Source organism: Methylomonas sp. (assembly GCF_023228165.1).
Lineage (GTDB): Bacteria > Pseudomonadota > Gammaproteobacteria > Methylococcales > Methylomonadaceae > Methylomonas.
The window spans coordinates 38,862-63,968 of record NZ_JALOBS010000011.1; the positions used below are offsets into that span (position 1 = coordinate 38,862).

Annotated in this window: 21 protein-coding genes; all 21 read left to right on the plus strand. The window is 48.0% G+C overall.

Annotated elements, in window-relative coordinates; genetic code table 11:
- Positions 1 to 117: 117 nt before the first annotated feature.
- The 21 genes from M0R33_RS09960 to M0R33_RS10060 all read left to right on the plus strand — a co-directional run bounded on the left by M0R33_RS09960 (position 118) and on the right by M0R33_RS10060 (position 25,050).
- The gene (locus M0R33_RS09960; RefSeq protein ID WP_292568325.1) at positions 118 to 1,752 is read left to right on the plus strand and encodes a tetratricopeptide repeat-containing response regulator; all 1,635 of its coding nucleotides are present in this window, start codon (positions 118 to 120) and stop codon (positions 1,750 to 1,752) included.
- The gene (locus tag M0R33_RS09965) at positions 1,749 to 2,435 is read left to right on the plus strand and encodes a HAMP domain-containing sensor histidine kinase (RefSeq protein ID WP_292568327.1); all 687 of its coding nucleotides are present in this window, start codon (positions 1,749 to 1,751) and stop codon (positions 2,433 to 2,435) included. Before M0R33_RS09960 ends, M0R33_RS09965 begins: the two co-directional genes overlap by 4 nt.
- A gap of 87 nt (positions 2,436 to 2,522) precedes the next feature.
- The gene (rfbB, locus tag M0R33_RS09970) at positions 2,523 to 3,593 is read left to right on the plus strand and encodes a dTDP-glucose 4,6-dehydratase (RefSeq protein WP_292568329.1); all 1,071 of its coding nucleotides are present in this window, start codon (positions 2,523 to 2,525) and stop codon (positions 3,591 to 3,593) included.
- Between the two features lie 24 nt (positions 3,594 to 3,617).
- Positions 3,618 to 4,514, plus strand: a complete 897-nt coding sequence (gene rfbD / locus M0R33_RS09975) for a dTDP-4-dehydrorhamnose reductase (protein ID WP_292568331.1) — start codon at positions 3,618 to 3,620, stop codon at positions 4,512 to 4,514.
- 2 nt (positions 4,515 to 4,516) lie between these two features.
- Positions 4,517 to 5,401, plus strand: a complete 885-nt coding sequence (gene rfbA, locus M0R33_RS09980) for a glucose-1-phosphate thymidylyltransferase RfbA (RefSeq protein WP_292568333.1) — start codon at positions 4,517 to 4,519, stop codon at positions 5,399 to 5,401.
- Positions 5,401 to 5,952, plus strand: a complete 552-nt coding sequence (gene rfbC, locus M0R33_RS09985; protein ID WP_292568335.1) for a dTDP-4-dehydrorhamnose 3,5-epimerase — start codon at positions 5,401 to 5,403, stop codon at positions 5,950 to 5,952. The genes rfbA and rfbC overlap by 1 nt, the downstream gene beginning before the upstream one ends.
- 134 nt (positions 5,953 to 6,086) lie before the next feature.
- Positions 6,087 to 7,442 carry a tRNA 5-hydroxyuridine modification protein YegQ gene (yegQ, locus tag M0R33_RS09990; protein WP_292568337.1) on the plus strand — a complete coding sequence of 452 codons (1,356 nt, stop codon included), beginning with the start codon at positions 6,087 to 6,089 and terminating at the stop codon, positions 7,440 to 7,442.
- 17 nt (positions 7,443 to 7,459) lie between these two features.
- Complete coding sequence (gene rraA / locus M0R33_RS09995; protein WP_292568339.1) at positions 7,460 to 7,945, plus strand: ribonuclease E activity regulator RraA; 486 nt, start codon at positions 7,460 to 7,462, stop codon at positions 7,943 to 7,945.
- 38 nt (positions 7,946 to 7,983) lie between these two features.
- Positions 7,984 to 8,940, plus strand: coding sequence for a 4-hydroxy-3-methylbut-2-enyl diphosphate reductase (gene ispH, locus M0R33_RS10000; protein WP_292568341.1), 957 nt, complete (start codon positions 7,984 to 7,986; stop codon positions 8,938 to 8,940).
- A 38-nt stretch (positions 8,941 to 8,978) separates the two neighbouring features.
- Positions 8,979 to 9,338 (plus strand): rhodanese-like domain-containing protein, encoded by a 360-nt coding sequence (locus tag M0R33_RS10005; protein ID WP_292568343.1) that lies wholly within the window; start codon positions 8,979 to 8,981, stop codon positions 9,336 to 9,338.
- Complete coding sequence (locus M0R33_RS10010; RefSeq protein ID WP_292568344.1) at positions 9,331 to 9,729, plus strand: S4 domain-containing protein; 399 nt, start codon at positions 9,331 to 9,333, stop codon at positions 9,727 to 9,729. The genes M0R33_RS10005 and M0R33_RS10010 overlap by 8 nt, the downstream gene beginning before the upstream one ends.
- Before the next feature lie 123 nt (positions 9,730 to 9,852).
- A complete protein-coding gene (locus M0R33_RS10015) occupies positions 9,853 to 11,631 on the plus strand; it encodes a hypothetical protein (RefSeq protein WP_292568346.1) in 1,779 nt (592 codons plus the stop codon).
- A gap of 12 nt (positions 11,632 to 11,643) precedes the next feature.
- On the plus strand, positions 11,644 to 14,862 hold the full coding sequence (locus M0R33_RS10020; protein ID WP_292568347.1) for a DUF748 domain-containing protein: 3,219 nt from the start codon (positions 11,644 to 11,646) through the stop codon (positions 14,860 to 14,862).
- Between the two features lie 85 nt (positions 14,863 to 14,947).
- A complete protein-coding gene (locus M0R33_RS10025; protein WP_292568349.1) occupies positions 14,948 to 15,394 on the plus strand; it encodes a hypothetical protein in 447 nt (148 codons plus the stop codon).
- Between the two features lie 279 nt (positions 15,395 to 15,673).
- Complete coding sequence (locus M0R33_RS10030; RefSeq protein ID WP_292568351.1) at positions 15,674 to 17,263, plus strand: hypothetical protein; 1,590 nt, start codon at positions 15,674 to 15,676, stop codon at positions 17,261 to 17,263.
- A gap of 64 nt (positions 17,264 to 17,327) precedes the next feature.
- The gene (gene rnr / locus M0R33_RS10035) at positions 17,328 to 19,637 is read left to right on the plus strand and encodes a ribonuclease R (RefSeq protein ID WP_292568353.1); all 2,310 of its coding nucleotides are present in this window, start codon (positions 17,328 to 17,330) and stop codon (positions 19,635 to 19,637) included.
- The gene (rlmB, locus tag M0R33_RS10040; RefSeq protein WP_292568355.1) at positions 19,634 to 20,377 is read left to right on the plus strand and encodes a 23S rRNA (guanosine(2251)-2'-O)-methyltransferase RlmB; all 744 of its coding nucleotides are present in this window, start codon (positions 19,634 to 19,636) and stop codon (positions 20,375 to 20,377) included. Before rnr ends, rlmB begins: the two co-directional genes overlap by 4 nt.
- 2 nt (positions 20,378 to 20,379) lie before the next feature.
- Positions 20,380 to 20,667, plus strand: coding sequence for a hypothetical protein (locus M0R33_RS10045; RefSeq protein ID WP_292568357.1), 288 nt, complete (start codon positions 20,380 to 20,382; stop codon positions 20,665 to 20,667).
- 96 nt (positions 20,668 to 20,763) lie between these two features.
- Positions 20,764 to 21,963 carry an NAD(P)/FAD-dependent oxidoreductase gene (locus M0R33_RS10050; protein ID WP_292568358.1) on the plus strand — a complete coding sequence of 400 codons (1,200 nt, stop codon included), beginning with the start codon at positions 20,764 to 20,766 and terminating at the stop codon, positions 21,961 to 21,963.
- 242 nt (positions 21,964 to 22,205) lie between these two features.
- Positions 22,206 to 24,461: an outer membrane protein assembly factor BamA gene (gene bamA / locus M0R33_RS10055; RefSeq protein WP_292568514.1), complete on the plus strand. Its 2,256-nt coding sequence runs from the start codon at positions 22,206 to 22,208 to the stop codon at positions 24,459 to 24,461.
- Between the two features lie 88 nt (positions 24,462 to 24,549).
- Positions 24,550 to 25,050 carry an OmpH family outer membrane protein gene (locus M0R33_RS10060; RefSeq protein ID WP_292568361.1) on the plus strand — a complete coding sequence of 167 codons (501 nt, stop codon included), beginning with the start codon at positions 24,550 to 24,552 and terminating at the stop codon, positions 25,048 to 25,050.
- The last annotated feature ends 57 nt before the right edge of the window (positions 25,051 to 25,107 follow it).

Here is a 25,107-nt window from a genome sequence, read left to right on the forward strand (position 1 = left end):
CAACCAGCGATAACAGGGCTTGGGAAACGCAACGTAGATAGGAAATAAGCGGTTAGCCGAGACAGAATCGTCGGCTGAGTCTAGAATTGCTGATCATTTAAATAATTCCATAGCATCATGAAGCCGATTTTGGCCGATAAATCCATATTAATTGTCGAGGATTATCCCGCAATGCGCAAGGCTATACGCAATATGCTGTATACCCTGGACGCCGATCTGATTACCGAAACCGATAACGGCGAGAATGCGTTGCTGGCCATGAGTAAAACCAGCTTTGACGTAGTGTTGTGCGACTACAATTTAGGCACCGGGAAAAATGGCCAGCAGGTATTGGAGGAGGCGCGCGCTCAAAAGCTGATCAGTTACGGTTGTGTTTTTATCATTATCGCTGCCGAACAAAGTGCCAGTATGGTGTTGGGTGCCATGGACAGCAAACCCGATGAATATTTGGCTAAACCGTTCAATGCTCAGCAATTATTCGTGCGCCTGGAACGTAATCTGACCCGTAAAACCTTATTGCAGACCATCGAAAAGGAAGTCGAACGTGGCAATCTGTCTCAAGCCATTCAACAATGCGAAAAATTGCTGGCCGGCAATCATAAAAAAATCCGTACGCATTTGTTAAAGATGCGCGCGGAATTGGCTACCTTGGTGGGCGACTTTGTCACCGGACGCAGGATTTATTCGGAAATTTTGCAAGAGCGCGATTTGCCTTGGGCGCGGCTGGGCTTGGGTGTCATCGATTTTCAGACAGGTGATTTTGGCGGGGCAACCTCTCATTTTGAAGACTTGTTGCGTGCGCATCCGTTGTTCTTGGAAGGTTACGATTGGCTTTCCAAGGTGTATGAAGCCGAAGACAAGTTGCAAGAAGTGCAAGAAGTGGTGAATCAGGCGGTGGACCTGTCTCCACAATCGATATTGAGGCAAAAGAAGTTGGCCGAAACAGCGGATAAGAACGGAAATCTTGAGCTGGCCGAAAAGGCTTATAAAGCGGCGGTTTCCTTGGGAAAGCATTCGATATATAAATCGTGTAGCGACTTTACCAATCTGGCAAAGCTGTACACCAAAAAACATGCTGCGGACGATGCATTAAAAACCTTGGCCCACATGCGCCACGAGTATCTGAACGATCCGGAAGCAGAGTTGCGTGCCACTACGCTGGAGGCGGAATTACATCAGAATAGCGGCGATGTCGAAAAGGCCGGACTGTGTTTGCAAAAGGCCTTGGCGTTACATCGGCAGTTAGCGGGTGATACGCCCAAGGATTTACAGCTGGATATCGCCCGAGGCTGTTTTTTGCAAAATAAAGCCGGCCAAGCGGAAGCGATTCTGGATGGTTTGATCAAAACGCACATTGATGATGAACAGTTTATGGATGATGTACGGCACATGCAATCGAGCGTTGGCATGGAAAATCATTCCGAGGATTTGATTGAAAAAACCAAACGGGCGTTGGTGGCGACCAACAACAAAGGTGTGGCCTTATATAAGCAGGGTAAATTTAAGGAAGCGATGGCGCTATTCGAAAAAGCCGGTGCCAGCATGCCGGATAACAAAACCATCATTATCAATATGCTGAAAATAATTTTGCACGACCTCAAAGTCAGCGGAATTGATGAAGAAAAGTTGTTAAGAGCGCAAGCGTTGTTTAAAAAGGCCAGACAAATTCATATCGATGGGCAAAAACTGGGTGTTTTGCAAATGGAATTTTCCAATCTGCTGCGCCAATATCATGAGGGAGCCAAAGTATGAGCTCCGGTTTAAAAGCAGAGGCACTGTTTCCGGTGATATTGGGCTCCACCGTGCACGATATTAAAAATTCATTGGGGACTTTGTTGGGACTGATTCAACAGCTGGCGCTGAAACAATTAGACAACCAGGTAGACGATATCAGGCAGTTGGAGTTTGAAGCTAATCGTATCAACCATAGTCTGATGCAATTGCTGGTGATGTATAAAATCGACAGTAACAAGTTCAGTTTAATAGAGGATGAATATGCGGCGCTGGATTTGATTCGGGAGGCGAAAGCGCAGCAGGATCGATTATCTCGATTGCAAAATAGTGATGTGCGGATTGAATGCAGCGATGATTTATTGTGTTATTGCGATTATCAACATGTCAGCAATGCGTTGGGTACGGTACTGAATAATGCCCAGCGCTATACTAAAAATTTGGTTGTTGTCTCGGCCGCCGAAACAAACGGTTATTTGCGGTTTTGTATTGAAGACGACGGCCTGGGCTATCCTCCCCACTTGCTCAAGGCCGATTTACGTAACCCGGCCGATTTGGATTGGGTCAGCGGTAACACTGGCTTGGGTTTGTATTTTGTAGCGGCAATCGCCGGATTTCATAAAAATCGCGACAAAACCGGCTTTGTGGAAATAGACAATCAAAGCCGTTTGGGAGGGGCGCGATTTAGTTTATATTTGCCGTGAGTATTATAAGCTGGGTAAGATGAGCGCGGTTCCGGTTATCAATCCGCCTGACTATTTGGGTGCAGGCAAACGAATCATTAGAAATTTATGACTATTTTAGTGACCGGCGGCGCCGGTTTTATTGGCAGTAATTTTGTTTTGGATTGGCTGGCCGGTTCCGACGAGCCGGTCGTCAATATCGATAAACTAACCTATGCCGGGAATTTGGAAAATCTGGCTTCACTTCAGGGCGATGGCAGGCATATTTTTGTAAAAGCCGACATAGGCGACTACGCCGTTGTGCTGGATTTGCTGAAAAAAGACAAAATTCGGGCGGTGGTTAATTTTGCCGCCGAGTCGCATGTGGATCGATCTATCCACGGTCCGGAAGATTTTATTCAAACCAATATTCTGGGTAGCTTTAGGTTGTTGGAGGCAGTGCGCTGCTATTGGAATGGTTTGGATGAACCGGATAAACAGGCGTTCCGCTTGCTGCATGTATCAACCGACGAGGTGTACGGCTCCTTGGAGAAAACCGATCCGCAGTTTTCCGAGACCCATCAATACCGGCCTAATAGCCCCTATTCCGCGAGTAAGGCTGCCAGCGATCATTTGGTGCGCGCCTATCATCACACTTATGGTTTGCCGGTGTTGACCACCAATTGTTCCAACAACTACGGGCCGTATCATTTTCCGGAAAAACTAATTCCGCTATGCATCCAGAATGCACTTATGGGCAAAGCACTGCCTATTTATGGCGACGGGCAACAGATTCGCGATTGGCTGTATGTGAAAGACCACTGCAGTGCGATTCGCAGAGTGTTGGCGGCAGGCCAAGTTGGCGAGGTTTACAACGTCGGTGGCTGGAACGAAAAAGCCAATCTGGAGGTGGTGCATACCTTGTGCAACATGCTGGACGAATTAAAGCCGCGCGCCGACGGCAAGTCTTACGCGGAGCAAATCACTTACGTGACCGATAGGCCTGGTCACGACCGACGTTATGCCATCGATGCCACAAAATTGCAGCTGGAACTGGGCTGGAAACCGGCGGAAACCTTTGATACAGGTATTCGCAAAACCGTGCAATGGTATTTAGAACATCAGAGTTGGGTAAATAATGTGTTATCCGGTGATTACCAGTCCTGGCTGGAAAAGAATTACGCCGGTAGGGAAGCATGATTACCTGTAATTTTGCGGTCTGACATGAAGATACTGTTACTCGGAAAAAACGGCCAAGTGGGTTGGGAGTTGCAGCGTAGCCTGGCTCCGCTGGGAGAGTTAATTGCTCTGGATCGGCAAAGTCAAACGCATTGCGGTGTTTTAAGCAATTTAAACGGAATAGCTAAATCCTTACAGGATTTGCAACCGAATGTCATCGTTAATGCGGCGGCCTATACCGCAGTGGATAAAGCGGAAACCGACATCGAGGCGGCAAATCTGATCAATTCCCAGGCACCAACGGTCTTGGCCGAGGCTGCAAAAGCTTGTGATGCCTGGTTGGTGCATTATTCCACCGATTATGTGTTCGACGGCAGCGGCACGCGAGCCTGGCGGGAAGACGATACAACCAGCCCGTTGAGTGTTTATGGACGCACCAAGCTGGCCGGCGAGCAAGCCATACAGCAATCGGGCGTTCGGCATCTGCTATTTCGCACCAGTTGGGTATATGCGGCAAGGGGCAATAATTTTGCCAAAACCATGTTGCGCTTGGCTCAAGAACGCGAACAACTGTCCGTCATAAATGATCAATTCGGCTCGCCGACGGGCGCGGAATTATTGGCTGATGTAACGGCGCTTGCCATTCGCACTGCTTGGGACCGTCAAGACGTGGCGGGTTTGTACCACTTGGTGGCGGACGGTGAAACCAGTTGGTTTGATTATGCGGATTATGTGCTGAATTTTGCCAGAGACGCGGGTATATCCCTAAAGCTTGCCAAAGACACCTTGCGGGCCATACCGACCGAGCAATACCCCACGCCGGCCCGGAGGCCGTTAAACTCCAGATTGAATACCGACAAGCTCAAAACCACCTTTGATCTATGTTTGCCTAGTTGGCAAACCGGGGTGGAACGTATGTTAATGGAAATTCACGGAAAATAATTATGACGCAACGTAAAGGCATTATCCTCGCCGGTGGTTCAGGTACCCGCTTGTATCCGGTGACCAAAGCCGTATCCAAACAACTATTGCCGATTTACGATAAACCGATGATCTATTATCCGCTCAGTACCTTGATGCTGACGGGGGTTCGCGATATTTTGATTATTTCCACCCCGCAAGATACGCCGCTGTTCCAGCATCTGCTGGGCGACGGTAGCGACTGGGGGATTAATTTGTCTTATGCCGTGCAGCCCAGTCCGGACGGATTGGCGCAAGCGTTTATTATCGGGCGGGAGTTTGTCGGCAATCATCCCAGTGCCTTGGTGTTGGGCGACAATATTTTTTACGGCCATGATCTGCATGTGCAACTTAAGAACGCTGATACCCAAGACCTCGGTGCTACCGTATTCGCTTACCATGTCAATGATCCCGAGCGCTACGGAGTCGTTAGCTTTGACCGGGATGGCAATGCAACCTCATTGGAAGAAAAGCCGATTCAGCCTAAAAGTAACTATGCGGTTACCGGTTTATATTTTTACGATAACCAAGTAGTCGACATTGCTAAAAACTTACAACCCTCCCCACGCGGCGAGCTGGAAATTACTGACGTTAATAAAGCCTATTTGACTCAAAAACAACTCAGCGTGGAAATTATGGGACGCGGCTATGCCTGGCTGGATACCGGTACGCATAGCAGCTTGATTGAAGCGGGTAATTTCATTGAAACTATTGAAAATCGCCAAGGATTGAAAGTGGCATGCCTGGAAGAGATCGCCCTGCGTAGCGGCTGGATAAATAAGGAAAAAATCGAGCAACTGGCAAAACCTTTAATTAAAAACGGTTATGGCCAATATCTTATGCGTCTTCTTGATCAACAGGTGTTCTAGTGCAAGCAAAGCGACTATCGGTTCCCGATATCATTTTATTTACGCCTAAGGTGTTTGGCGATGAGCGGGGGTTTTTCTACGAAAGTTTTAATCAGTCGCTGTTCGGGGAGTTGACAGGGTTTAAACCTGAATTTGTACAGGATAATCATTCCAAGTCGCAGCAGGGCGTTTTGCGCGGATTACATTACCAGTTGCCGCCGAAAGGCCAGGGCAAGCTGGTCAGGGTGGTGCAAGGCGCGGTATTCGACGTGGCGGTGGATATTCGCAAAAATTCTTCAACCTTCGGGCAATGGGTGGGGGTTATTCTATCAGCGGAAAACAAACAGCAAATGTGGATACCGGCTGGCTTTGCGCATGGTTTCCTGACCTTATCGGATACTGCGGAATTTCTGTATAAAACCACGGATTACTACTCGCCCGGACATGAACGCTGTATTTTATGGAACGATGCCGATATCGGTATAGCGTGGCCAACAAGCATAGCCACGCCGCAACTTTCCGCTAAAGATCAACAAGGCAAACCCTTTTCTGTCGCCGAGCTGTATGACTGAGTTGTCTTTTCTATCTTAATAAAACTAATTACCCTAGCCAAATACTTGTTTTTGGAGGCATAAAAAGTTTTGTAGTCGCGCTAGATTAATCTGAATTTGCTAGAATGCTGTCTTGGATTGACTACAAACATTTTATGAAAAAAATCGAACTTCTCTCCCCGGCCGGTACTATTCGCAATATGCGCTATGCTTTTGCGTTCGGTGCCGACGCCGTTTATGCCGGCCAGCCACGCTATAGTCTAAGGGTCCGTAATAATGACTTTCTGGCTGATAACTTAGCCAAAGGTATTGCCGAAGCGCATCAACTGGGGAAAAAGTTTTTTCTGGCAGCCAATGTGATTCCCCATAACGCCAAAGTCAAGACGTTTGTTAAAGACATAGCGCCGGTGATAGCCATGCAGCCGGATGCCCTGATTATGGCGGATCCCGGGCTGATTATGTTGACCCGCGAGCAATGGCCGGATATGCCGGTGCATTTGTCGGTTCAGGCGAATACCGTCAACTACGCCAGCGTAAAATTCTGGAAAAGTATGGGTATAGAGCGGGTCATATTGTCTCGCGAACTGTCCCTCGACGAAATTGCCGAGATTCGCCAGGAATGCCCGGACATGGAATTGGAAGTGTTTGTGCATGGTGCGCTTTGCATTGCCTATTCCGGCCGTTGCCTGTTATCCGGTTATTTCAACCATCGCGACCCTAATCAGGGTACCTGCACGAATTCTTGCCGCTGGAAATACGATACCAAACCCGCCCAGGAAAATGCCGAGGGTGATTATGTGTTGGATGAAAGCGCGGTTTTATCCATGGACGCCCTGAACGAAAACTTGAATACTGCCAGTTGCGGCGGGGCGGAGCGGCATCCTCTGGCCGATAACATCTATTTTCTGGAAGAGGAAGGTCGAAAAGGCGAGCTGTTGCCGGTGATGGAAGACGAAAACGGCACGTATATTATGAATTCCAAGGATTTGCGGGCTGTAGAACATGTACAGCGCTTGGTGGAAATCGGCGTGGATAGTTTGAAAATAGAAGGCCGCACCAAGTCCCATTATTATGTGGCGCGGACGGCGCAAGTGTACCGGCAGGCCATTAACGATTCCTTGGCGGGTAGACCCTTTCAGCCGGAATTAATCGGCGTATTGGATAATCTGGCCAATCGCGGCTATACCGACGGATTCTATCAAAGACACCATACGCACGAGCATCAAAACTACATTTCCGGCTATTCCAAAAGCCACCAACAGCAGTTTTGCGGCGAAATTACCGCCTATGACTCGGCCACCGGTTTGGCCGATATTAATGTCAAAAATAAATTTAATGTGGGCGACAAGCTGGAATTGATTTTGCCACGAGGAAATAGCGACATCACGGTTGAAAGCATGTTTGATAAATATGGTAATCCCATGCAGGAAGCCTCCGGCGGCGGCTATGAAGTGCGTATTCCGTTGCCGGATGAAGAGTGTCAATATGGTTTGTTGGCGCGTTATTTCTAAGTATGAAGGAGGTTAATATGGCTTTGGCGACTGCCGATCTATGCGATCGTTTTTCCGAGCAGGAAAACTTTCAGATAGCTGAGCCCATGCTCAGGCATTTTGGTGGAAAATGCCAGTTTTCCGGCCTTATTACCACATTAAAGGTCTTTGAAGATAATTCTCTGGTACGGAGTACCTTGGAAGAAAACGGACAGGGTCGGGTATTAGTGGTAGATGGCGGTGGTTCTCGGCGATGTGCTTTGTTGGGCGACACATTGGCCGCGCTGGCGGTAAAAAATGCCTGGGAAGGTATTGTGGTGTATGGCTGTGTACGTAGCGTGGATCTGCTCGGCAAAATGCCTGTCGCTGTCATGGCTTTGAATACCCATCCCTTGCGTAGCAATAAGCATGGGCATGGCGACCGCGACAAAATGATCACTTTTGCCGGTGTCAATTTTAAGAAAGATCATTATATTTATGCCGATAATGACGGAATTATCGTCGCGGACACAAAATTGGATTAAAATCGTTTCGTCTTAACCAAGTAAAACACTCAAGAATTATGCAAATCGTACTCGCAAACCCTCGTGGATTCTGTGCCGGCGTTGACCGGGCTATTGAAATTGTCGATCAGGCGATCGATACCTTTGGGGCGCCGATTTATGTTCGGCATGAGGTGGTACATAACCGTACCGTGGTGGATGGTCTTAAAGAAAAAGGTGCGATTTTTATCGAGGATTTAAGCGATGTACCGGTGGGGTCGTATCTGATTTTCAGCGCTCACGGTGTATCGAAAGAAGTACAAAAAGAAGCTGAGGAACGGCAGTTGACCGTGTTCGATGCAACTTGTCCCTTAGTGACCAAAGTCCACATGCAGGTCGCCAAGCACGCCAAGCAAGATAGAGAGGTGATATTAATCGGTCATGCCGGCCACCCGGAGGTGGAAGGCACGATGGGACAGTATGAAAAATGCACGGAGCATGGCGACATTTACTTGGTGGAAACGCCTGAAGATGTAAAAAATCTGCAAGTCAACAACCCGGACAATCTGGCGTATGTGACCCAGACCACTTTATCGATGACCGATACCAAAGTGATGGTGGATGCGCTACGAGAACGGTTTTCGTCCATCAAGGAACAGAAAAAAGATGACATTTGTTACGCCACGCAAAATCGCCAGGATGCCGTGCATGATTTATCGAAAATATCCGACTTGATTTTGGTGGTGGGTTCGCCCAACAGCTCCAATTCCAACCGTTTGCGCGAGATTGCGGAGCAACTCGGCAAACCGGCTTATTTGATTGATACTTATATGGATTTAAAACAAGATTGGTTGGATGGTATCAAGGTTGTAGGTGTTACCGCCGGCGCATCCGCACCGGAAGTGTTGGTACAGGAAGTGATTAATCAATTAAAAGCCTGGGGCGGCGAAACTACTTCGGTCAGGGAAAACACCGGTATTGAAGAAAAAGTGGTGTTTTCGATTCCCAAAGAATTAAAAAAGCACATGGAAGCTTAGGCTTTCAGTGTTTTTATCGCTATCCATAAGGAGGATCAATGACTTTAACCGCAATGGATATGGTTGCTAGTGCCAAGCAACAGATCAAAGAAATAGACACTACCGCTGCTCGGGATCAGTTACAAACTAGCTTGATTCTTGATGTAAGAGAGCCGTCTGAATATGCGGCTGGGCATTTGCCCGGCGCTATCAATATTCCACGCGGGGTATTGGAGTTTAAGATCGAGGCAACTCCTGAGTTTCAAGGCAAACAGCAACAAGCCATCATCGTTTACTGTCAAACCGGCGGACGCTCGGCTCTAGCTGCGCATGCGTTGAATCAATTGGGTTATACGCAGGCGGTCAGCATGGCGGGCGGTTTTAAAGCCTGGTCGGAGAGTGGTTTGCCGCTTGGCTGACGTGTCTGAAATCAGGATCGATAAATGGTTGTGGGCCGCGCGGTTTTTCAAGACCCGCAGCTTGGCGGCCGATGCCGTTAACGGCGGCAAAGTGCATGTCAATGGGCAACGTTGCAAGCCGGGTAAAGATATCAAGGTGGGCGATGTCGTTGCCGTCACTAAAGATCAATATACCTGGGAAATTCAGGTTACCGATCTGAACAAACAGCGGCGACCGGCCAAGGAAGCCGCTCTGCTTTATCAGGAAGATGCAGCCAGCGCCGCTAAACGCCAGGAACAAATAGCGCTGCATAAGCAACAACAAGCTTTTTTGCATCCTTCGGAACGCGAACGCAAACCCAATAAAAAACAACGCCGACAAATTCATCGTTTTAAGCAAGACGCCGGTTAATGTTGCTCGTGGTTATAAAAACATAGCCACAACAGCGCGTTCAATTTATCATTTCCATAATACTTCGTAACAGGCGTTTTATTTGGCTTGCGGCGGAGTTTGCGTCACTTAACAGGATACTCAATGTCGATACGTCCCGCATTATTGATTCATGTTGCTTTGCTTTCAAGTGGATTACTATCCGCCTGCGCCACCAGTAGACAAATTGTTGTCGATTACCCCAAAACCGACACATCGCCTTTAGCGCCCCTAAAAGGGCAGTCATCGGTATCGGCCGACGATTACTATGTGCAAATTGTTTCCGAATTCGCGTTTAAAGGCGATAACGCCCTAAAAACCGGTTGCAGCGATATTGGCGCTTCCTATGAGTCTGGGGATTTGTCCGCGGCATTGTTATTCAATATACAAAACGAGCCCCTTAAACTAAAACGCGAAACCAGCGGCTTTCTATATCAAGCAACTACGGGGAAATGTAACTTTAAGCTGGAAACTAAAAAAGTTAATTTAACACCCTGGTTAAGACTGGATTCCGCAAAGGATACCCAGGTGGAGTACAGTTTTTTGACCAGTAACAGCCAGGAAGCCAATTTGTCGCAATTAGTAGGCGACATCAATGCCGCCAGCAGTTTGATGGCATTGACCGGGGTGGGTACCGGTATTGCCGTAATGGGTCAGCTGGCGGGTAGTTGGGTAGAAGCCAGCGCTGCGCAACCTGCTGTCAATAAACCCTCAACGTCCGCCAAATATAGTTCCGAGACTCACAATCTTCCCGCTAGTGTTGTACTCGGAAGCGATGGCGGTCATCTGAATCAGAGCCGGCTGGAGGTTTATGAAGTAGTGGATGGCGGCATGAAGGCGTGGGTTTCGGAAACCAAGTTGTTGGGAGAGCTGCGGGTCTATCCGGAACTGCAGCCTTCATTGCTACTCAAGGCGGTTATTGACGGGGTGCCTGATGCGCATGATTTATCTTTGGACGAATTGTTACGTTTGCCGATCCAAACCTCGGCAGGTGAAATCCCTTTGCGGCAGCTCATCGATCAAGTGGACCAGGCAGAAAAGCCGAATTTACAGCCGGACTGGCAGCAGTACGGCGAAGTGGAGAAGCAATGCCGCCGTTTGAAACTGGTGTTGAAAGGGCTGGGCTTTAATAAATTCGATCGCAACGCCGTGTTGTATTACTTCCTTTCTAAATCAGCCGACTGGAAAAACTTTAACATCTCCGCGCAAAAAGCCATGACCGATGCGATACGTCCCCGCGTACTGGAGCAATATCGGAGTAAGGATTTCGCCGGATGTCTGGCCAGTGAAGATTATGCCGCCATGCAAAGCATGCAGCTGCCGGTCAACTCGCTTGAGGATTGGGAAAACCTGAGTAGTAACCGGCAAAAGAAGGAAGGCGCGATTAGTTCCGTACAGTCCGTGGGCCGACAACTTGTGACGGCGTTGAGCCATCCCGATAAAGAAGAAATATCCAGGCAACTGTATCCGCAACTGGCCACTGAAAAAGGCGGAAGCGGCACGGTGTTGCTGCAAAATCATCTAGGTAATTTCGGGTTGGAAAGCTTGTTGCAGTTGCCTGCAATTCCCGATGAAGGCACGATCATTAGCGCTGCCCAATTAGCGACTGTTATCGCCGGATTAAATGTCGACAGTTTTACTTGCGTCAGACCCGCCTTAGAGCAAGGCAAACCGCTGGCGAATATCGGAATTACATTATTTGTCGGCAAACCGGGTAGTCCTCGCGAGAAGGGCGGGGCGCTGGAATTTGAACTGGCGCAGGGCAAAATTAACCGCTTGGCTTTTCAGCATCCGTCCTACCGGGATTTCGAGCAGACCATTGCGGATTATCCCGATTTAGGTGGCTGTCGCATCGAGGCCGATTTTATCAATAAATTACATTAGGGCCAGAGGGTAATGCTGAAAAAAATACTGATTACTTTTGCCGTACTGGCCAGCCTAGTGGGATTGTACGCCGCTAGCGGATTTTACTTGCTGCCTAAGCTGGCGCGTGACAAATTGCCTGGATTATTGACTGAGCTCACAGGTCTGCCGGTGCAATTGCAAGATGCGCATTTCAATCCTTTTAAATTAACAGCAGATTTGCAAGGCTTTGATTTGTCGACAACCGATGGCAAATCAGTATTAAATTTTACAGAGTTGGCCGTTGATGTAGCGTTTCTTGAATCGGTAAAACAAAGAGCAGTGGTTTTCACTTCGGCGGTGTTACAAAAACCCGTCGCCAACCTGGAGCGTCAAGCCGATGGCCGGTTTAACTTTAGTGATCTTATCGACAAGGTTTCGCAACCCGATCAGGAACATAAACCTGACAATCAAACCGGTAGCACACCTATATTGATACACCAGCTCACTTTAGACGAAGGCCGAATCAGTTGGCTCGATACGCAGGCAGGGCAGGATGCCAAAGAAACGCTGTTGCCGGTGAACTTTTCCGTTGCTGAATTCACGACCGCTCCCGATGCCAAGTCGACATTTTCTTTTGGATTTGGTTTGGACTCAGGCGGTGGACTGGACTGGCAAGGCGATATCAACCTGAGCAGCCTGAGTTCTACAGGGCATATCAAGCTTGATAATCTCAAATTAAACAAAGTCTGGTTGTTGTTTTTACAAGACCTGATGTCGCTTGAAATTGCTGATGGTTTGTTGTCTTTGGAAGCCGATTATGCATTTAACTCAAATGAGCAAGCAGGCCTGGTCATACAGGTTGATAAAGGCAGTCTGAATGTAGAGCAGCTGGCATTCAATCAAACAGATAAAGCAAGTCAATTGATCGGCATGTCTTTTGGGCAGATATTGCTGCAAACCGATGTGTCTTTTAGCTCGGATCAGAAGTCAGGGATGGCGGTATTGATGCGTAATACTGCCGTGGATGTAAAAAAACTGACACTCAGCGAAACAGCGAAGGGGGGAGGCGTGCTTGATGTGTCTGCCGAGCAGTTATTGTTACAAGCTGATGTTTCCGTCAAATCAGATGAAAAGTCGGACGTTGCGGTAGTGGTAGAGAATGGCTCTGTCGATGTAAAACAGCTGACGCTCCAGGAAAACGGTAAAGCGGAAAAATTGATCGACATGCCAATTCTGGAGGCGAGGGGTGTTGATTTTGATTTGCAAAAGCAGACGGTTAAAGTGGCCAGGCTCTCTGGCGGCGATGCCAAGATTAATGCCTGGTTACAGGCCGATGGGCAGCTTAATTATCAGGCATTGTTGGGAGCCGATGCCTCAGCGACTGAACCTGCGCCGGTCGCTGAGGCAACAGGCAAGCCTTGGCAGTTTTCCTTAGGCGAATTGGCATTAAGCAATTATCAGCTCGAGTTTGTCGACCACACCCAGCCAAAGCCGCAGCCGATGTTATTGAGCCAACTCAATGTGACTATTAAAGATTACTCGAGTGTGGATAGCGGTCGGTTACCCGTGCAATTCAGTACCCGGTTTAATAAGGCGGGTAGTGTGAAACTCGATGGCGATATGGTGTTGGCGCCATTTTCCGCTAATCTTGCGCTGGATTTGCAGGCAATAAAACTCAAGACTTTTCAAGCCTATGTCGATCCCTTCTTAAAGCTGGAATTGGTGGATGGCGACCTTAATACTAAAGGCCATATACAACTCAGTGTGGCGGATGAGGTACAGGTTGGTTTTCAAGGCGATGCCAATATCGATCATCTAATCACGCGCGATAAGGCTAATAATCAGGATTTTGTGAAATGGGCCAGTCTGGAATTGAAGCAGATAGTCATTGATGTGCAGAAGCAGGATTTTAAACTTGGCAGGGTGATACTGAATCGGCCCTATATGAAGTTCATGATCAAAAAAGATGGCACTAATAATGTCAGCGATATTATCGTAGCTGAAACCAAGCAAACTAATAAGCTACCGGTCAAAAAGTCTAAAAAAGCCCTAAAAACTCCGGAACCGGTGATAACTATCGGTAAAATTGAAATGAAAAAAGGCCAGTCGGATTTTGCCGACTACTCCTTGATTTTGCCCTTCGTTGCCAAAATGAACGATTTAAATGGCGAAATCGATGGCTTTATCTCTAACGCAAATGCGACCACTAAGCTTAAATTGCAAGGTAAAGTGTACGATTTGGCGCCGGTAAAAATTGCCGGCAATTATCATTTTAAAACGGGCGACTCCGATATTACTCTTAACTTTAGCCATATGCCGCTGCCATTGATTACACCCTATATGGCGGAATTTGCCGGTTATACCATCGAAAAAGGTCAGATGGCGCTTGATTTAAAATACAGCATTAAAAAAGGCAAGCTGACGGCGCAGAATAAAATTTTTATCGATCAACTGGTGTTGGGCGGCAAAGTGGAAAACCCCAAAGCCGTGTCCATGCCATTGAAGCTGGGCGTTGCTTTACTAAAAGATGCCGATGGCAAAATCAATCTGGACTTTCCGATCACTGGCAGTCTGGAAGATCCGGAATTCAGTGTCGGATCGTTAGTAGCGAATGTATTTGTGAACCTCATTACCAAGGCCGCGACATCTCCCTTCAAGGCCATGGCTTCCTTGTTTGACAGTAGCGCGGACATGAGCAGAATAAGTTTTGCGGCCGGCAGCAGTGAATTGAGTGCGGAAGAGCGAATCAAGCTTGATCAAATCGGCAAGGCATTAGCGAGCAAACCTGCGTTGGTGTTGGAGATCAAAGGTATTGCTTACGAGATTCAGGATTGGCCCGTGATGCGTTTCGATGCGGTCGTGGATATTCTGAAAAAAATGAAGTCGGGCGAGTTGCGCGAATATGGCGACAACATCCGTTCGGAGTATATCGAGTTATCTGATGATGACTACAAACGCTTGTTAGAGAAATTTTACACTGAAGTGTTTCCGCAAAGAATCGAGCACTCGCTATTTGGGTCGCCGCGTATTAAATCCAATCCCGATGGCGATTTTTATAGTTTGGCGAGAGCGGAGCTGGAAGCCATCATGCAGCCGGATCCGGAGCGGCTGAATGATCTTGCCGTGAGCCGCTCGAACCATATTGCTAAATATTTAACCGAACAGATCGGGGTGGATAGAAGCCGAATTTACATTTTGGCTACCGAGCTGAACAACACGGATACCGATGGCGGCATTAATGCCATGTTGTCATTGAATGTAGCCTCATGACCGGTAAGCGCCTGTTTGTACTATAATTGACAGCTCATAAAACTAAAATTCCCTATTGTTTGATAGGGGAATGTGTGGAGATAAAATGAAAACCCGATTTTTCCGAACTTTGGTATTTGTATTTGCTGTTGCTTTATTCAATATGATTTCCATGCCTGCAATTGCCGATACGATGACGTCCTGTACCATGACCTACAAATTAAGTGGTTGGTCATTTGTTTATAAACAATACGACGGTGTAGGGCATATCAGTTGCAGAAACGGTCAGCGTGCCCAGGTTGGCCTTTCATCCAAAAGTATCGGTTTTACCCTCGGGAAATCCGAAATAGAAGGTACGGGAGTATTCTCCGATGTACGCAACCTGAATGAAATTTATGGTCATTATGTTGCATTGGAAGGGCACGCGGGTGTTACAAAATCCGTTGACGCCCAGGTTCTGACTTCCGGGGAGATATCGCTGGCATTAACCGGTAAAGGGCGAGGCCTTGATATTGGCGTTACATTGGGAGCGTTGACTATTTCACCACGTTAAACCGAGCGTTGGGTGGCGTGGTAAATATCGATGCCGCTTTGGTGGCGGTTTTATGATTGCTATTGCAAATCGAGATCTGCCTAAAGCAGCTAAGGGAGGTTTGAATTCAGACGATTCTTTTGTGGCCACGCTAGCCTGATCGCATCAATCGATGCATTTTCAATCACAATCAAACTTTTTTGATACTAACGTTGGTTTGAGAGTCTTAAACAACCTACTTTCGTTGCCTGGGCTAAACCGTTTCAGTACCGTTGGGCTAATCCATAATTTGGACAGTGTGTGAAAAACTCTTTTTTTCTGGTTATTCCCGAGCGAAAAAATAATCCGCAGCTAGTGGCTACCTTTGCCGAACCGGCCTTACGGCAGTGGGTGGCGGAGTTACCCACTGCTAACCCCGGATTGGCTACCCGGTTATTTCAGGATTTAATCAATGATCTGATCTCATTGGAAATGACCACGGCAAATCGCCTGAATGCCTTGGAGTTACTGCGGCCGCAATATTTAATGATTGAGGAATACTTGCGCTCCAGACTGATTAAATCGGGTTTCCCCAAAGGGGAAATTGAAAAGAAAATTTTTGCCCTGGTGGTGTTGGTTGAAAAACAGTTCACCATCGGCTACTGGAGTGTTGCTCGCGATTTAACCAGACGCGAGGTGGGCTGGTTGCAGGGCAAGAACACCGCATTATCGATACAGCGCACCATCAAAGGTTTAAGTAGCATCATTATCACGCATTACATTATGAAATATCCGGTTCCCGACTGGATATGGTTCGATTTACATTCGCTGTATAAATTGGCTGTGAAGTTAGGTAAGGAAACCACCAAGCTCAGCGATCAGGCCGGTTTATTCAGTAAGTCCAGCAGCATAGAAGAAAGTTACAAGCAAATATTATTGCTGAGTCTGGCGTATCCTTCCGGATTGTTGCAAAAGGAATTTCAACTGGTTTATGACTTCATCGAAAAAATTAGTGATTTGGTGCTGATCGAAAAAAAACCGGTGGTCGATCAAACCGCACAGTGCATGATTTTAATGGATGAAGATTTGCCGCCCAGTTTTACGCTATCCGACCAGAGCCAAGATCGACGGGCTGATTCGGCAAAGATGTATTTAAATCTGACCCGGCTGCATAAAATCACCAAACAACCCGAAAAATATTCCAGTAAAGATGAAGCGCGCTTTAGTTCCCTGGATGCGAATAAAATCGATAACCAAAAATTATCTATCGAATTGTTTGAATACCTGATGCAACGTTGGGAAGGTAAAGAGCCGCAAGGAACCGCCTATTTTACGGATCGGCTCAGCCGTTATCTGGCGATTGGTCTGGACGCAACGCATGAACTGCAAATGCCGAATCGCCCCATCGTTGCGGATCTGGAAGTATTAACAGAGACCGATTCCGAACGTGCCCTGTATTGCCATTTCGAAACAGAAGGTGTTTTGTCGATTGGCAGCTTGGTAAGCTTTAGAAAAACCGATGCCTTGCCGCAACAACGCTGTTTGGGCGTGGTATGCAAGATATTGCTGCCCAAGCAAGGCAATAAATTAATTTTCGAGGTAACCATACTGGCGCCGCAGTCGTATTCGGTCACTTACCAGGAGCCGGACGCATCTTCGGAATCCGAACCCCGCAAAGCTTTACTATATGGCATAAAGTATCGCGATGAAGAAAGAAGTTATATCATCATCGAATCCTTCATGATAAAAGATGGGGATATATTAAAAATGTTTATGGGGCAAGAAAATTTTCCGATTATTCTTAATGGGCGTAAAAATGTCGGGCTGGGTTATTGGCAGTTTGAATGCCGACGTATCATGGAGACGCCCGGTCAGCAGCAAGGAGGCAAAAAAGGTTATGATTTTATCTAACACCCGGGGCTGTCAAAGGACAGCCCCACGCCAGTTCCGGCACAGTTTTATTCAATGAAAATAAATGACAGAAATCCAAGATCAGGAAACTGATTTCAAAAACCTCGAAGACCCACACGCTCAGCGTGAGGCCGAGAAATATGAAAACCCCATCCCCAGCCGCGAGCTGATTCTGCAGCTGATTGCTCAAGCGCAAAAACCGTTACGCCGCCAACAAATTGCTCAACAATTCGGCCTGGAAAGTCCGGATGCTCTAGAAGCATTGAGACGCCGGTTGCGCGCCATGGAACGCGATGGACAATTAGTCTTCAATAGCAGGCAAAAATATAGCCTGGGAGATGGACACAACACTATTAGTGGCCGGGTTTTGGGGCACCCCGATGGTTTCGGTTTTTTAAAGCCGGACGATGGTAGCGATGACTTGTTTTTATCGCCACGGGAAATGAAGCCCTTGCTGCACAACGATAGGGTCGTGGTCCGTGTCTCGGGTCTCGATCGTAAGGGACGTCGCGAAGCGACGGTCGTGGAAATTACCGAGCGAAATACCCACCAGATAGTAGGACGTTTTTTTGTCGAAGGCCGGGTTGCCTATGTGGTGCCGGATAATAAAAAAATCGCCCATGAAGTATTAATACCTACGGAAGACACCGGCAACGCCAAAAAAGGCCAGATTGTTGTGGCGGAAATTATCCAGCAACCTACCGCCCATTGTCAGCCCATAGGACGGGTGACGGAAGTATTAGGCATGCACATGGCGCCGGGTATGGAAATCGAAATGGCAATTCGCTCTTACGATTTACCCAGCCAATGGCCGGATGCCTTGTTGGAAGAGATTAAGACGTTAACCCCCGAAGTGCCCGAGCAGGCCAAGCAGGGCAGGGAAGACATTCGCCATTTACCTTTGGTGACCATAGATGGAGAAGATGCGCGGGATTTCGATGATGCGGTTTATGTGCAAAAGACCGCCAAAGGCTGGAAGTTATTAGTGGCTATCGCCGACGTGTCGCATTATGTGCGCGTCAATACGGCGCTGGACGCGGAAGCCAAAAACCGTAGTACGTCGGTATATTTTCCGGAAAAAGTGATTCCGATGCTGCCGGAGATTTTATCCAACGGCTTGTGTTCGCTCAATCCGCAGGTTGATCGCTTATGCATGGTCTGTGAAATGGTTATTAACGCGGAAGGCGATGTACTGCGCTCGCGTTTTTTTGAAGCCGTGATGCGCTCTCATGCCCGTTTGACCTATACCCAGGTCGCTAAAATGCTGGTGGATGGCGATCAAAAACTGATCCAAAAGTACACTGCGCTGATGCCGCATTTACAGAATTTGTACGGCTTGTATAAAACCATGCGCCAGCAGCGCGAACTACGCGGAGCCATGGACTTCGATACCCAGGAAACCCGTATCGTATTCGGCGCGGAACGAAAAATTGATCAAATCGTGCCGGTGGTGCGCAACGATGCGCATAAGTTGATCGAAGAATTCATGATTACGGCCAATACCGCGGCGGCGAAGTTTTTAACGCGCAAAAAAATACCGCGTTTACTGCGGATTCACGATGGTCCTGGTGCTGAAAAGCTATTGGCGTTAAAAACTTTTTTGGGCGAATTAGGTTTGCATTTGGGCGGCGGTGCGCAGCCTACTCCCCTGGATTATATGCATTTACTGGAATCCGTTAAGGAAAGAAAAGATGCGCATCTGATTCAGACCTTGTTATTGCGGTCGATGTCTCAGGCGGTATACAGCCCGGAAACCAAGGGCCATTTTGGCTTGGCTCTGGAGGCCTATACTCACTTCACCTCACCCATTCGCCGCTACCCCGATTTATTGGTGCACAGAGCTATCCGGCATTGCCTGTCGGGCAAAAAAGTCAGCGAATTTCATTACACTCACCCCGATATGGTGATGTTGGGCGAGCATTGTTCCGCAAACGAACGTCGGGCCGACGATGCCACTCGCGACGTCGTCAGCTGGCTGAAATGCGAATATATGATGGACAAAATCGGCGAGGAATTCGACGGCATTATCAGCGCCGTGACCGGTTTCGGCTTTTTTGTCGAGTTGCAATCCATTTATGTCGAAGGGTTGGTGCACATTGCCTCCCTGCATAACGATTATTTCGAATTCGATGCAGGGCGGCATCAGTTACATGGTGAGCGTACCGGCGTTCGCTATCGGCTGGGCGATTTGATTAAAGTTAAAGTGGTGCGGGTTAGTCTCGACGACAAAAAAATCGATTTTGAACTACTTCAGACCGGTAAAGGCGTTAAAAAAGCCACTCAATCTCCCTCAGGTAAGAACCGCAGTAAAAAAAGCGACCCTAAACATGAGAGCAAGGGCAAAGCCAAGCCTAAAAGACGCCGCAAACCATGAGTACGACCCAATTATTCGGCATTCATGCCGTGCAAGCCGCGCTGGAATATTCGCCGCAAAAAATTAAGCAAGCCTGGGTCGACCAGCAAAGGCAGGATGCCCGTCTCAAGCAAGTGTCGGATGATTTGTTCGCTTTAGGTATCCGTCCGGAAAAAACCGAACGTAAAAAACTGGATCGTATGGCCGATGGCAAAAATCATCAAGGCATCGTGGTGGCGGTGGAATTACCTGCCATGCATAGCGAAGATCAGTTAAAGCAGGCTGTGGAAGCATTAGCCGAACCTGCTTTTTATCTGGTTTTGGACCAGGTGCAAGACCCGCATAATTTGGGGGCCTGTTTGCGTACTGCCGATGCAGTGGGCGCGCATGGCATTATCCTTACCAAGGATAATGCGGCTGGAATTACGCCCACCGTCTGTAAAGTGGCAAGCGGCGCGGCGGAAACCGTGCCGGTTTATCAAGTGACCAATTTGGCGCGGGTGCTGCGTTGGCTGAAGGAACAGAACATCTGGATCATGGGTGCCGCCGGCGAAGCCGAGCAAACGATCTATGATATGAAGCTGGATATGCCGCTGGCCCTGGTAATGGGTACCGAAGGCACCGGCATGCGGCACTTGACTCGGCAGCACTGTGATTTTTTGGTCAAAATTCCGATGGCGGGCCAAGTGGAAAGTCTGAACGTATCGGTAGCCGCCGGAGTGATGTTGTATGAAGTATTTCGGCAAAAACATGCCGGATAGCTATGCAGCTGAAGCAGCGTCTAACGGCCTTATGGCTAATGTGGAGCTTACCGGTTTTTGCGGAAATTAATCCACAACTTGTGGCCCTTAATTGCGTAAGTTGTCATCAAGATCATGCTGCTCCGGAGCGGGGTATTCCTTTGCTGGTTGGCTTGTCGGCGCAAACCATACAACAAGACTTGTTGGATTTTAAATACGATAGAAAATCAGCGACGCTGATGCCTCGGATTGCCAAAGGTTTTAGCGATGACGAGCTACGGGTCATTGCTGAATATATCGCTCAACATTGAATAATGGCTGAGATATCCAGAAGACGTTTTTTACAAGTTATGACCGCTGGTGCGGGAGTGCTGAGCGGTTGTGAAAACGTGCGCCATAAAAATACAATGGCGAATGTGGTTGTGGTGGGAGGCGGTTTCGGCGGTGCTACAGCGGCGAAAACGCTGAGGAGCTTGGCGGCCGATCTCAACATTACACTCATAGAGCCGAAAGCCGACTATATCACCTGCCCCGGCAGCAACTGGCTGTTTGCGGGCTTGACGAGTCTGCCGCAATTAACCGTCGACTATCTGGCTTTGAAACAACGTCACGGTATCCGCTTGGTCACTGATAGCGTTAAATCAATCGACCGCGATCGGCGCCGATTACGCCTGACCAGTGGGCAAGATTTGGCGTACGACCGTTTGATTTTGTCTCCCGGTATCGCCTTTCAATGGGATGCCATTTCCGGCTATACGGCCGCCATGGCGAATGTTTTTCCGCATGCCTGGCAAGCGGGGACGCAAACAACATTATTAGTCAGGCAATTGCAGGCCATGCCGGCCGGCGGCGTGGTGTTAATCGTTGCTCCGCCGGACCCTTACCGGTGCCCGCCTGGCCCGTATGAACGGGCTAGCATGATGGCCTATTGGTTAAAACAGCATAATCCGCGCGCAAAAATCATCATTCTCGATCCGAAGCGCGGTTTTTCCAAACAAGCTTTGTTCGAAGCGGGATGGCGGCAGCACTTTCGCTACGGTACAGCCGACAGCTTGATCGAATGGCATTCCCTGGCCGATAACCCTATCACACAGCTGGACGCGCAAACCCATACGGTAATCAGCGATTTTGGCGACCGTTTTAGAGGCGACGTACTGAATATTATTCCGGCTCAGACCGCCGCGACTTTGGCTAGCGAAGCGAGTTTAACCGATAAAAGCGGCTGGTGCCCGGTTAATCCACAGACCAGTCAATCCTTGTTTGACCCGTATATCCACGTCATTGGCGATGCGGCTCATTTTGCGCCTATCCCCAAATCGGCCTTTGCCGCCAACTCCGAAGCAAAAGCCTGTGCCATTGCCGTGTACAGTTTGCTTAATGAGCAAACTGCATCGACAGCAAACTGGCTAAATATCTGTTATAGCCTGATTACGCCCGAACACGGCATTTCCGTAGCCGGTATCTATGAACTGGACGGCGAACATGCGGTTGCTGCGGTAAGAGAGGCGGGGGGTGTCAGTCAGGTCGGTTCTCCCGAGTTGCCGATATTGGAGGCGGATTATGCCCGATCGGCTTACCAAAGCTTGGTTAATAATTCGTTTCGGTAAGATTCGGTTGAATTTAATTGTCGAGTTATCAAGGGTTTATAAGATGGTCTTTTTAACGGGTTTTAATTGTGCTTGTTTGCAATTGAAACTAAATAAGAAATGCAATTTTCATGCGAATTTCCCGAGCATTTGCAGATTCAATGGTCTGGAAACATAAAACCCCATGATACAATCGCAGCTGTTTATTTTTTCTGGTTGACTGAGTGAAAAAAAATCCGCTATTTCAAATACTTTTGCTGAGCATGTTGGCCGGCAAAGCTGCTCTTGCCAGCAGTTTTGTAGTTGAAGATATCCAGGTTAGAGGCTTACAACGGATTTCGGCGGGAACAGTTTTCAACTATTTACCGGTTACCGTGGGAGAAACCTTTTCCGAGGAGAAGCAAGGAGCGGCAATCAGAGCCTTGTTTAATACCGGTTTTTTTAAGGATATTATCCTGGAACGTGAAGGCGGGACGCTGGTCGTTAACGTCGTTGAAAGACCCTCGGTGGCCAAGATCGTTATAGAAGGCAACAAGGACATTAAAAAGGAAGATTTGGCCGATGCGCTTAAAAAGATCGGCCTGGCGGAAGGTAAGGTCTATAACAAACAAATCCTCGATAAAGTTGAGCAGGAATTACGGCGGCAATACTTTAGCCACGGTAAGTACGGGCTGAAAATCAAGACGGAAGTGACCGAGTTGACCCGTAACCGGGTGGGCATTCATATCGACATTGCCGAAGGTAAAGTCGCCAAGATTAAACAGATCAATATTGTAGGTAGTCGGGCGTTCAGCAATGATGCCTTAAAAAAGGATTTCGAGCTCAGCACCACCAATTTTTTGTCGTTTTATTCCAAAGACGATCAATATTCCAAGCAAAAACTATCAGCCGATCTGGAAAAATTGCGCTCTTATTATCTGGATAGGGGCTACATAAACTTTTCCATCGAATCCACGCAAGTGGATATCACCGCCGATAAAAGAGAAATTTATATCACTATTAACGTTAAGGAAGGCGACGTCTATACGCTGGAAAAAGTCAAACTTTCCGGTGAGTTAGTGGTGGAGCCCGAGGAATTGGTCAAACTGGTGAGGGTGGGGCCGGGCGAAATTTTTTCCCGCAAAAATGCCACAGAGACCTCCAAAGCTATTTCCGAACGGCTGGGCGATGAAGGTTATACCTTTGCCAACGTCAACATGGTGCCGGAAATCAATGAATCAAACAAAACCGTGGTCATGACGTTTTTCGTCGATCCCGGCAAACGTGTATACGTGCGGCGGATTAATTTTAAAGGCAACACCAAAACCCGCGACGAAGTCATGCGCCGTGAAATGCGGCAGATGGAATCCAGTTGGGCATCCAGCAGTAAAATCGAGCGCTCCAAAACCCGTTTGGATCGCTTGGGTTACTTCGAAGAAGTGGGTGTGGAAACGCCGCCCGTGGTGGGTACCGCCGATCAGATCGACGTCAATTACTCGATCAAGGAAAAGGCCTCCGGTAATTTACAGGCCGGTGTCGGTTATTCGCAGGTGCAGGGCGTCATCTTTAACGCTAACGTTTCGCAGGATAATATTTTCGGTACCGGTAAGCGGGTTAATTTTGCTTTTAATAACAGTAATATATTGACGCGCTATAACCTGGGTTTTCGCGATCCCTATTTCACCTTGGATGGCGTCAGCATGGGCTGGGATCTGGGCTATACCTCGCGTAACGGTTATCAAGCCAATATCTCCCGCTACAACACCAACGTCGCCAACGCTGGGTTTAATTTCGGGATTCCGTTGAATGAGTTCGATCAGCTGGGTTTCGATGTCGACTTTAAACAAACTGAAATTTCCGACACCAGCTTTTCGCCACAGGAAGTGGTCGATTTCATCAATAATAAAGGCGACAGTTTTCTGACCTTGTCCGGCGGTTTAGGCTGGACCCATGACACCATGAATAGGGCGGTGTTTGCCACCGATGGCGGACAGCAGCGGGTGTCCGTACTCGCTACCGTGCCGGGCAGTGATCTGCAATATTTTAAAGTCGGTTATAAGCAACAACATTATTTCCCTTTGTCCAGCGACTTTACCTTTCGGGTATTGGGCGAAGTGGCCTATGGTGACGGTTACGGCAGCACCAATGAGTTGCCGTTCTTCGAAAATTATTTCGGCGGCGGTCCCGGTTCGGTGCGTGGTTTTAGACAGAATACTCTCGGTCCTAGGGATACACCGCAAGCGGGTAGCGGACAGATCGCCAGACCGTTTGGCGGTTCCTCAAAAATATACGGCTCGGCGGAATTGTTTTTCCCGGTGCCTTTTTTAAGCGATGTTAAGTCGGTTCGTATCGGCACCTTTATGGACGCGGGTACCGTCAGCAAGGGTTGGCAAATTAACGACATGCGCTACTCGGCCGGTTTATCCGGGGAATGGTTATCGCCGTTTGGAGCCATCTCAGTGAGTGTCGCTCAACCCTTTAATTCCACTAGTGCCGATAACGTGCAAAGCTTCCAGTTTAACTTTGGCTCAGGATTTTAGTTTGGGCTACCCCGTTTATGCCTTATAATTTGGCGCAGTGTTTTGTTTTAAATCCCTCAAAAAATCTAACCCGGAGATGGTTGTACTCATGAAAAATAGAATTTCGTTGTTTTTAATGCTGATGTTGGTAGCCGGCGTGAGCCAAGCTGATCTTAAAATCGGTTTTGTCAACGTCGCCAAGGTATTGGAAAAGGCCCCACAAGCCGCTAAAGCTAAATCCCGGTTGGAAACAGAATTTAAACCACGTGATACGGCTTTGGTATCGCAACAGAAAGAAATAAAAAGTCTGGAAGACCGTTTGAGCAGAGATGCGGCAGTCATGGGTGAAGAAGAGCGCCGCAGATTGGAAAAAGACATTGTCGACAAAAAAAGAGATGCCATGCGCGCCCAACAGGAGTTTAGCGAAGACTTTAATATGCGCAGAAATGAAGAGTTAGGCAATCTGCAAAAACGCATCGTTGAAGCGGTTAGAGCGTTGGCCAAGGAAGAGTCATTCGATTTGTTATTAACCGACGGCGTTATTTATGCAAACGATGATATCGATGTAACCAGCCGCGTTCAGCAAAAACTGGAAACATTGTCCCAATAAGTTTTATGCTTCGTTTTCAAACGATTCAAATTTGTCTGGATGTCAGCCCGCGGTTGA

Bases quoted from the DNA above. Each gene is read 5' to 3' on its own strand.
- M0R33_RS09960 (WP_292568325.1), top strand. From the start codon at position 118: ATGAAGCCGATTTTGGCCGATAAATCCATATTAATTGTCGAGGATTAT.
- M0R33_RS09965 (WP_292568327.1), top strand. From the start codon at position 1,749: ATGAGCTCCGGTTTAAAAGCAGAGGCACTGTTTCCGGTGATATTGGGC.
- rfbB (WP_292568329.1), top strand. From the start codon at position 2,523: ATGACTATTTTAGTGACCGGCGGCGCCGGTTTTATTGGCAGTAATTTT.
- rfbD (WP_292568331.1), top strand. From the start codon at position 3,618: ATGAAGATACTGTTACTCGGAAAAAACGGCCAAGTGGGTTGGGAGTTG.
- rfbA (WP_292568333.1), top strand. From the start codon at position 4,517: ATGACGCAACGTAAAGGCATTATCCTCGCCGGTGGTTCAGGTACCCGC.
- yegQ (WP_292568337.1), top strand. From the start codon at position 6,087: ATGAAAAAAATCGAACTTCTCTCCCCGGCCGGTACTATTCGCAATATG.
- rraA (WP_292568339.1), top strand. From the start codon at position 7,460: ATGGCTTTGGCGACTGCCGATCTATGCGATCGTTTTTCCGAGCAGGAA.
- ispH (WP_292568341.1), top strand. From the start codon at position 7,984: ATGCAAATCGTACTCGCAAACCCTCGTGGATTCTGTGCCGGCGTTGAC.
- M0R33_RS10005 (WP_292568343.1), top strand. From the start codon at position 8,979: ATGACTTTAACCGCAATGGATATGGTTGCTAGTGCCAAGCAACAGATC.
- M0R33_RS10015 (WP_292568346.1), top strand. From the start codon at position 9,853: ATGTCGATACGTCCCGCATTATTGATTCATGTTGCTTTGCTTTCAAGT.
- M0R33_RS10020 (WP_292568347.1), top strand. From the start codon at position 11,644: ATGCTGAAAAAAATACTGATTACTTTTGCCGTACTGGCCAGCCTAGTG.
- M0R33_RS10025 (WP_292568349.1), top strand. From the start codon at position 14,948: ATGAAAACCCGATTTTTCCGAACTTTGGTATTTGTATTTGCTGTTGCT.
- rnr (WP_292568353.1), top strand. From the start codon at position 17,328: ATGACAGAAATCCAAGATCAGGAAACTGATTTCAAAAACCTCGAAGAC.
- rlmB (WP_292568355.1), top strand. From the start codon at position 19,634: ATGAGTACGACCCAATTATTCGGCATTCATGCCGTGCAAGCCGCGCTG.
- M0R33_RS10045 (WP_292568357.1), top strand. From the start codon at position 20,380: ATGCAGCTGAAGCAGCGTCTAACGGCCTTATGGCTAATGTGGAGCTTA.
- M0R33_RS10050 (WP_292568358.1), top strand. From the start codon at position 20,764: ATGGCGAATGTGGTTGTGGTGGGAGGCGGTTTCGGCGGTGCTACAGCG.
- bamA (WP_292568514.1), top strand. From the start codon at position 22,206: ATGTTGGCCGGCAAAGCTGCTCTTGCCAGCAGTTTTGTAGTTGAAGAT.
- M0R33_RS10060 (WP_292568361.1), top strand. From the start codon at position 24,550: ATGAAAAATAGAATTTCGTTGTTTTTAATGCTGATGTTGGTAGCCGGC.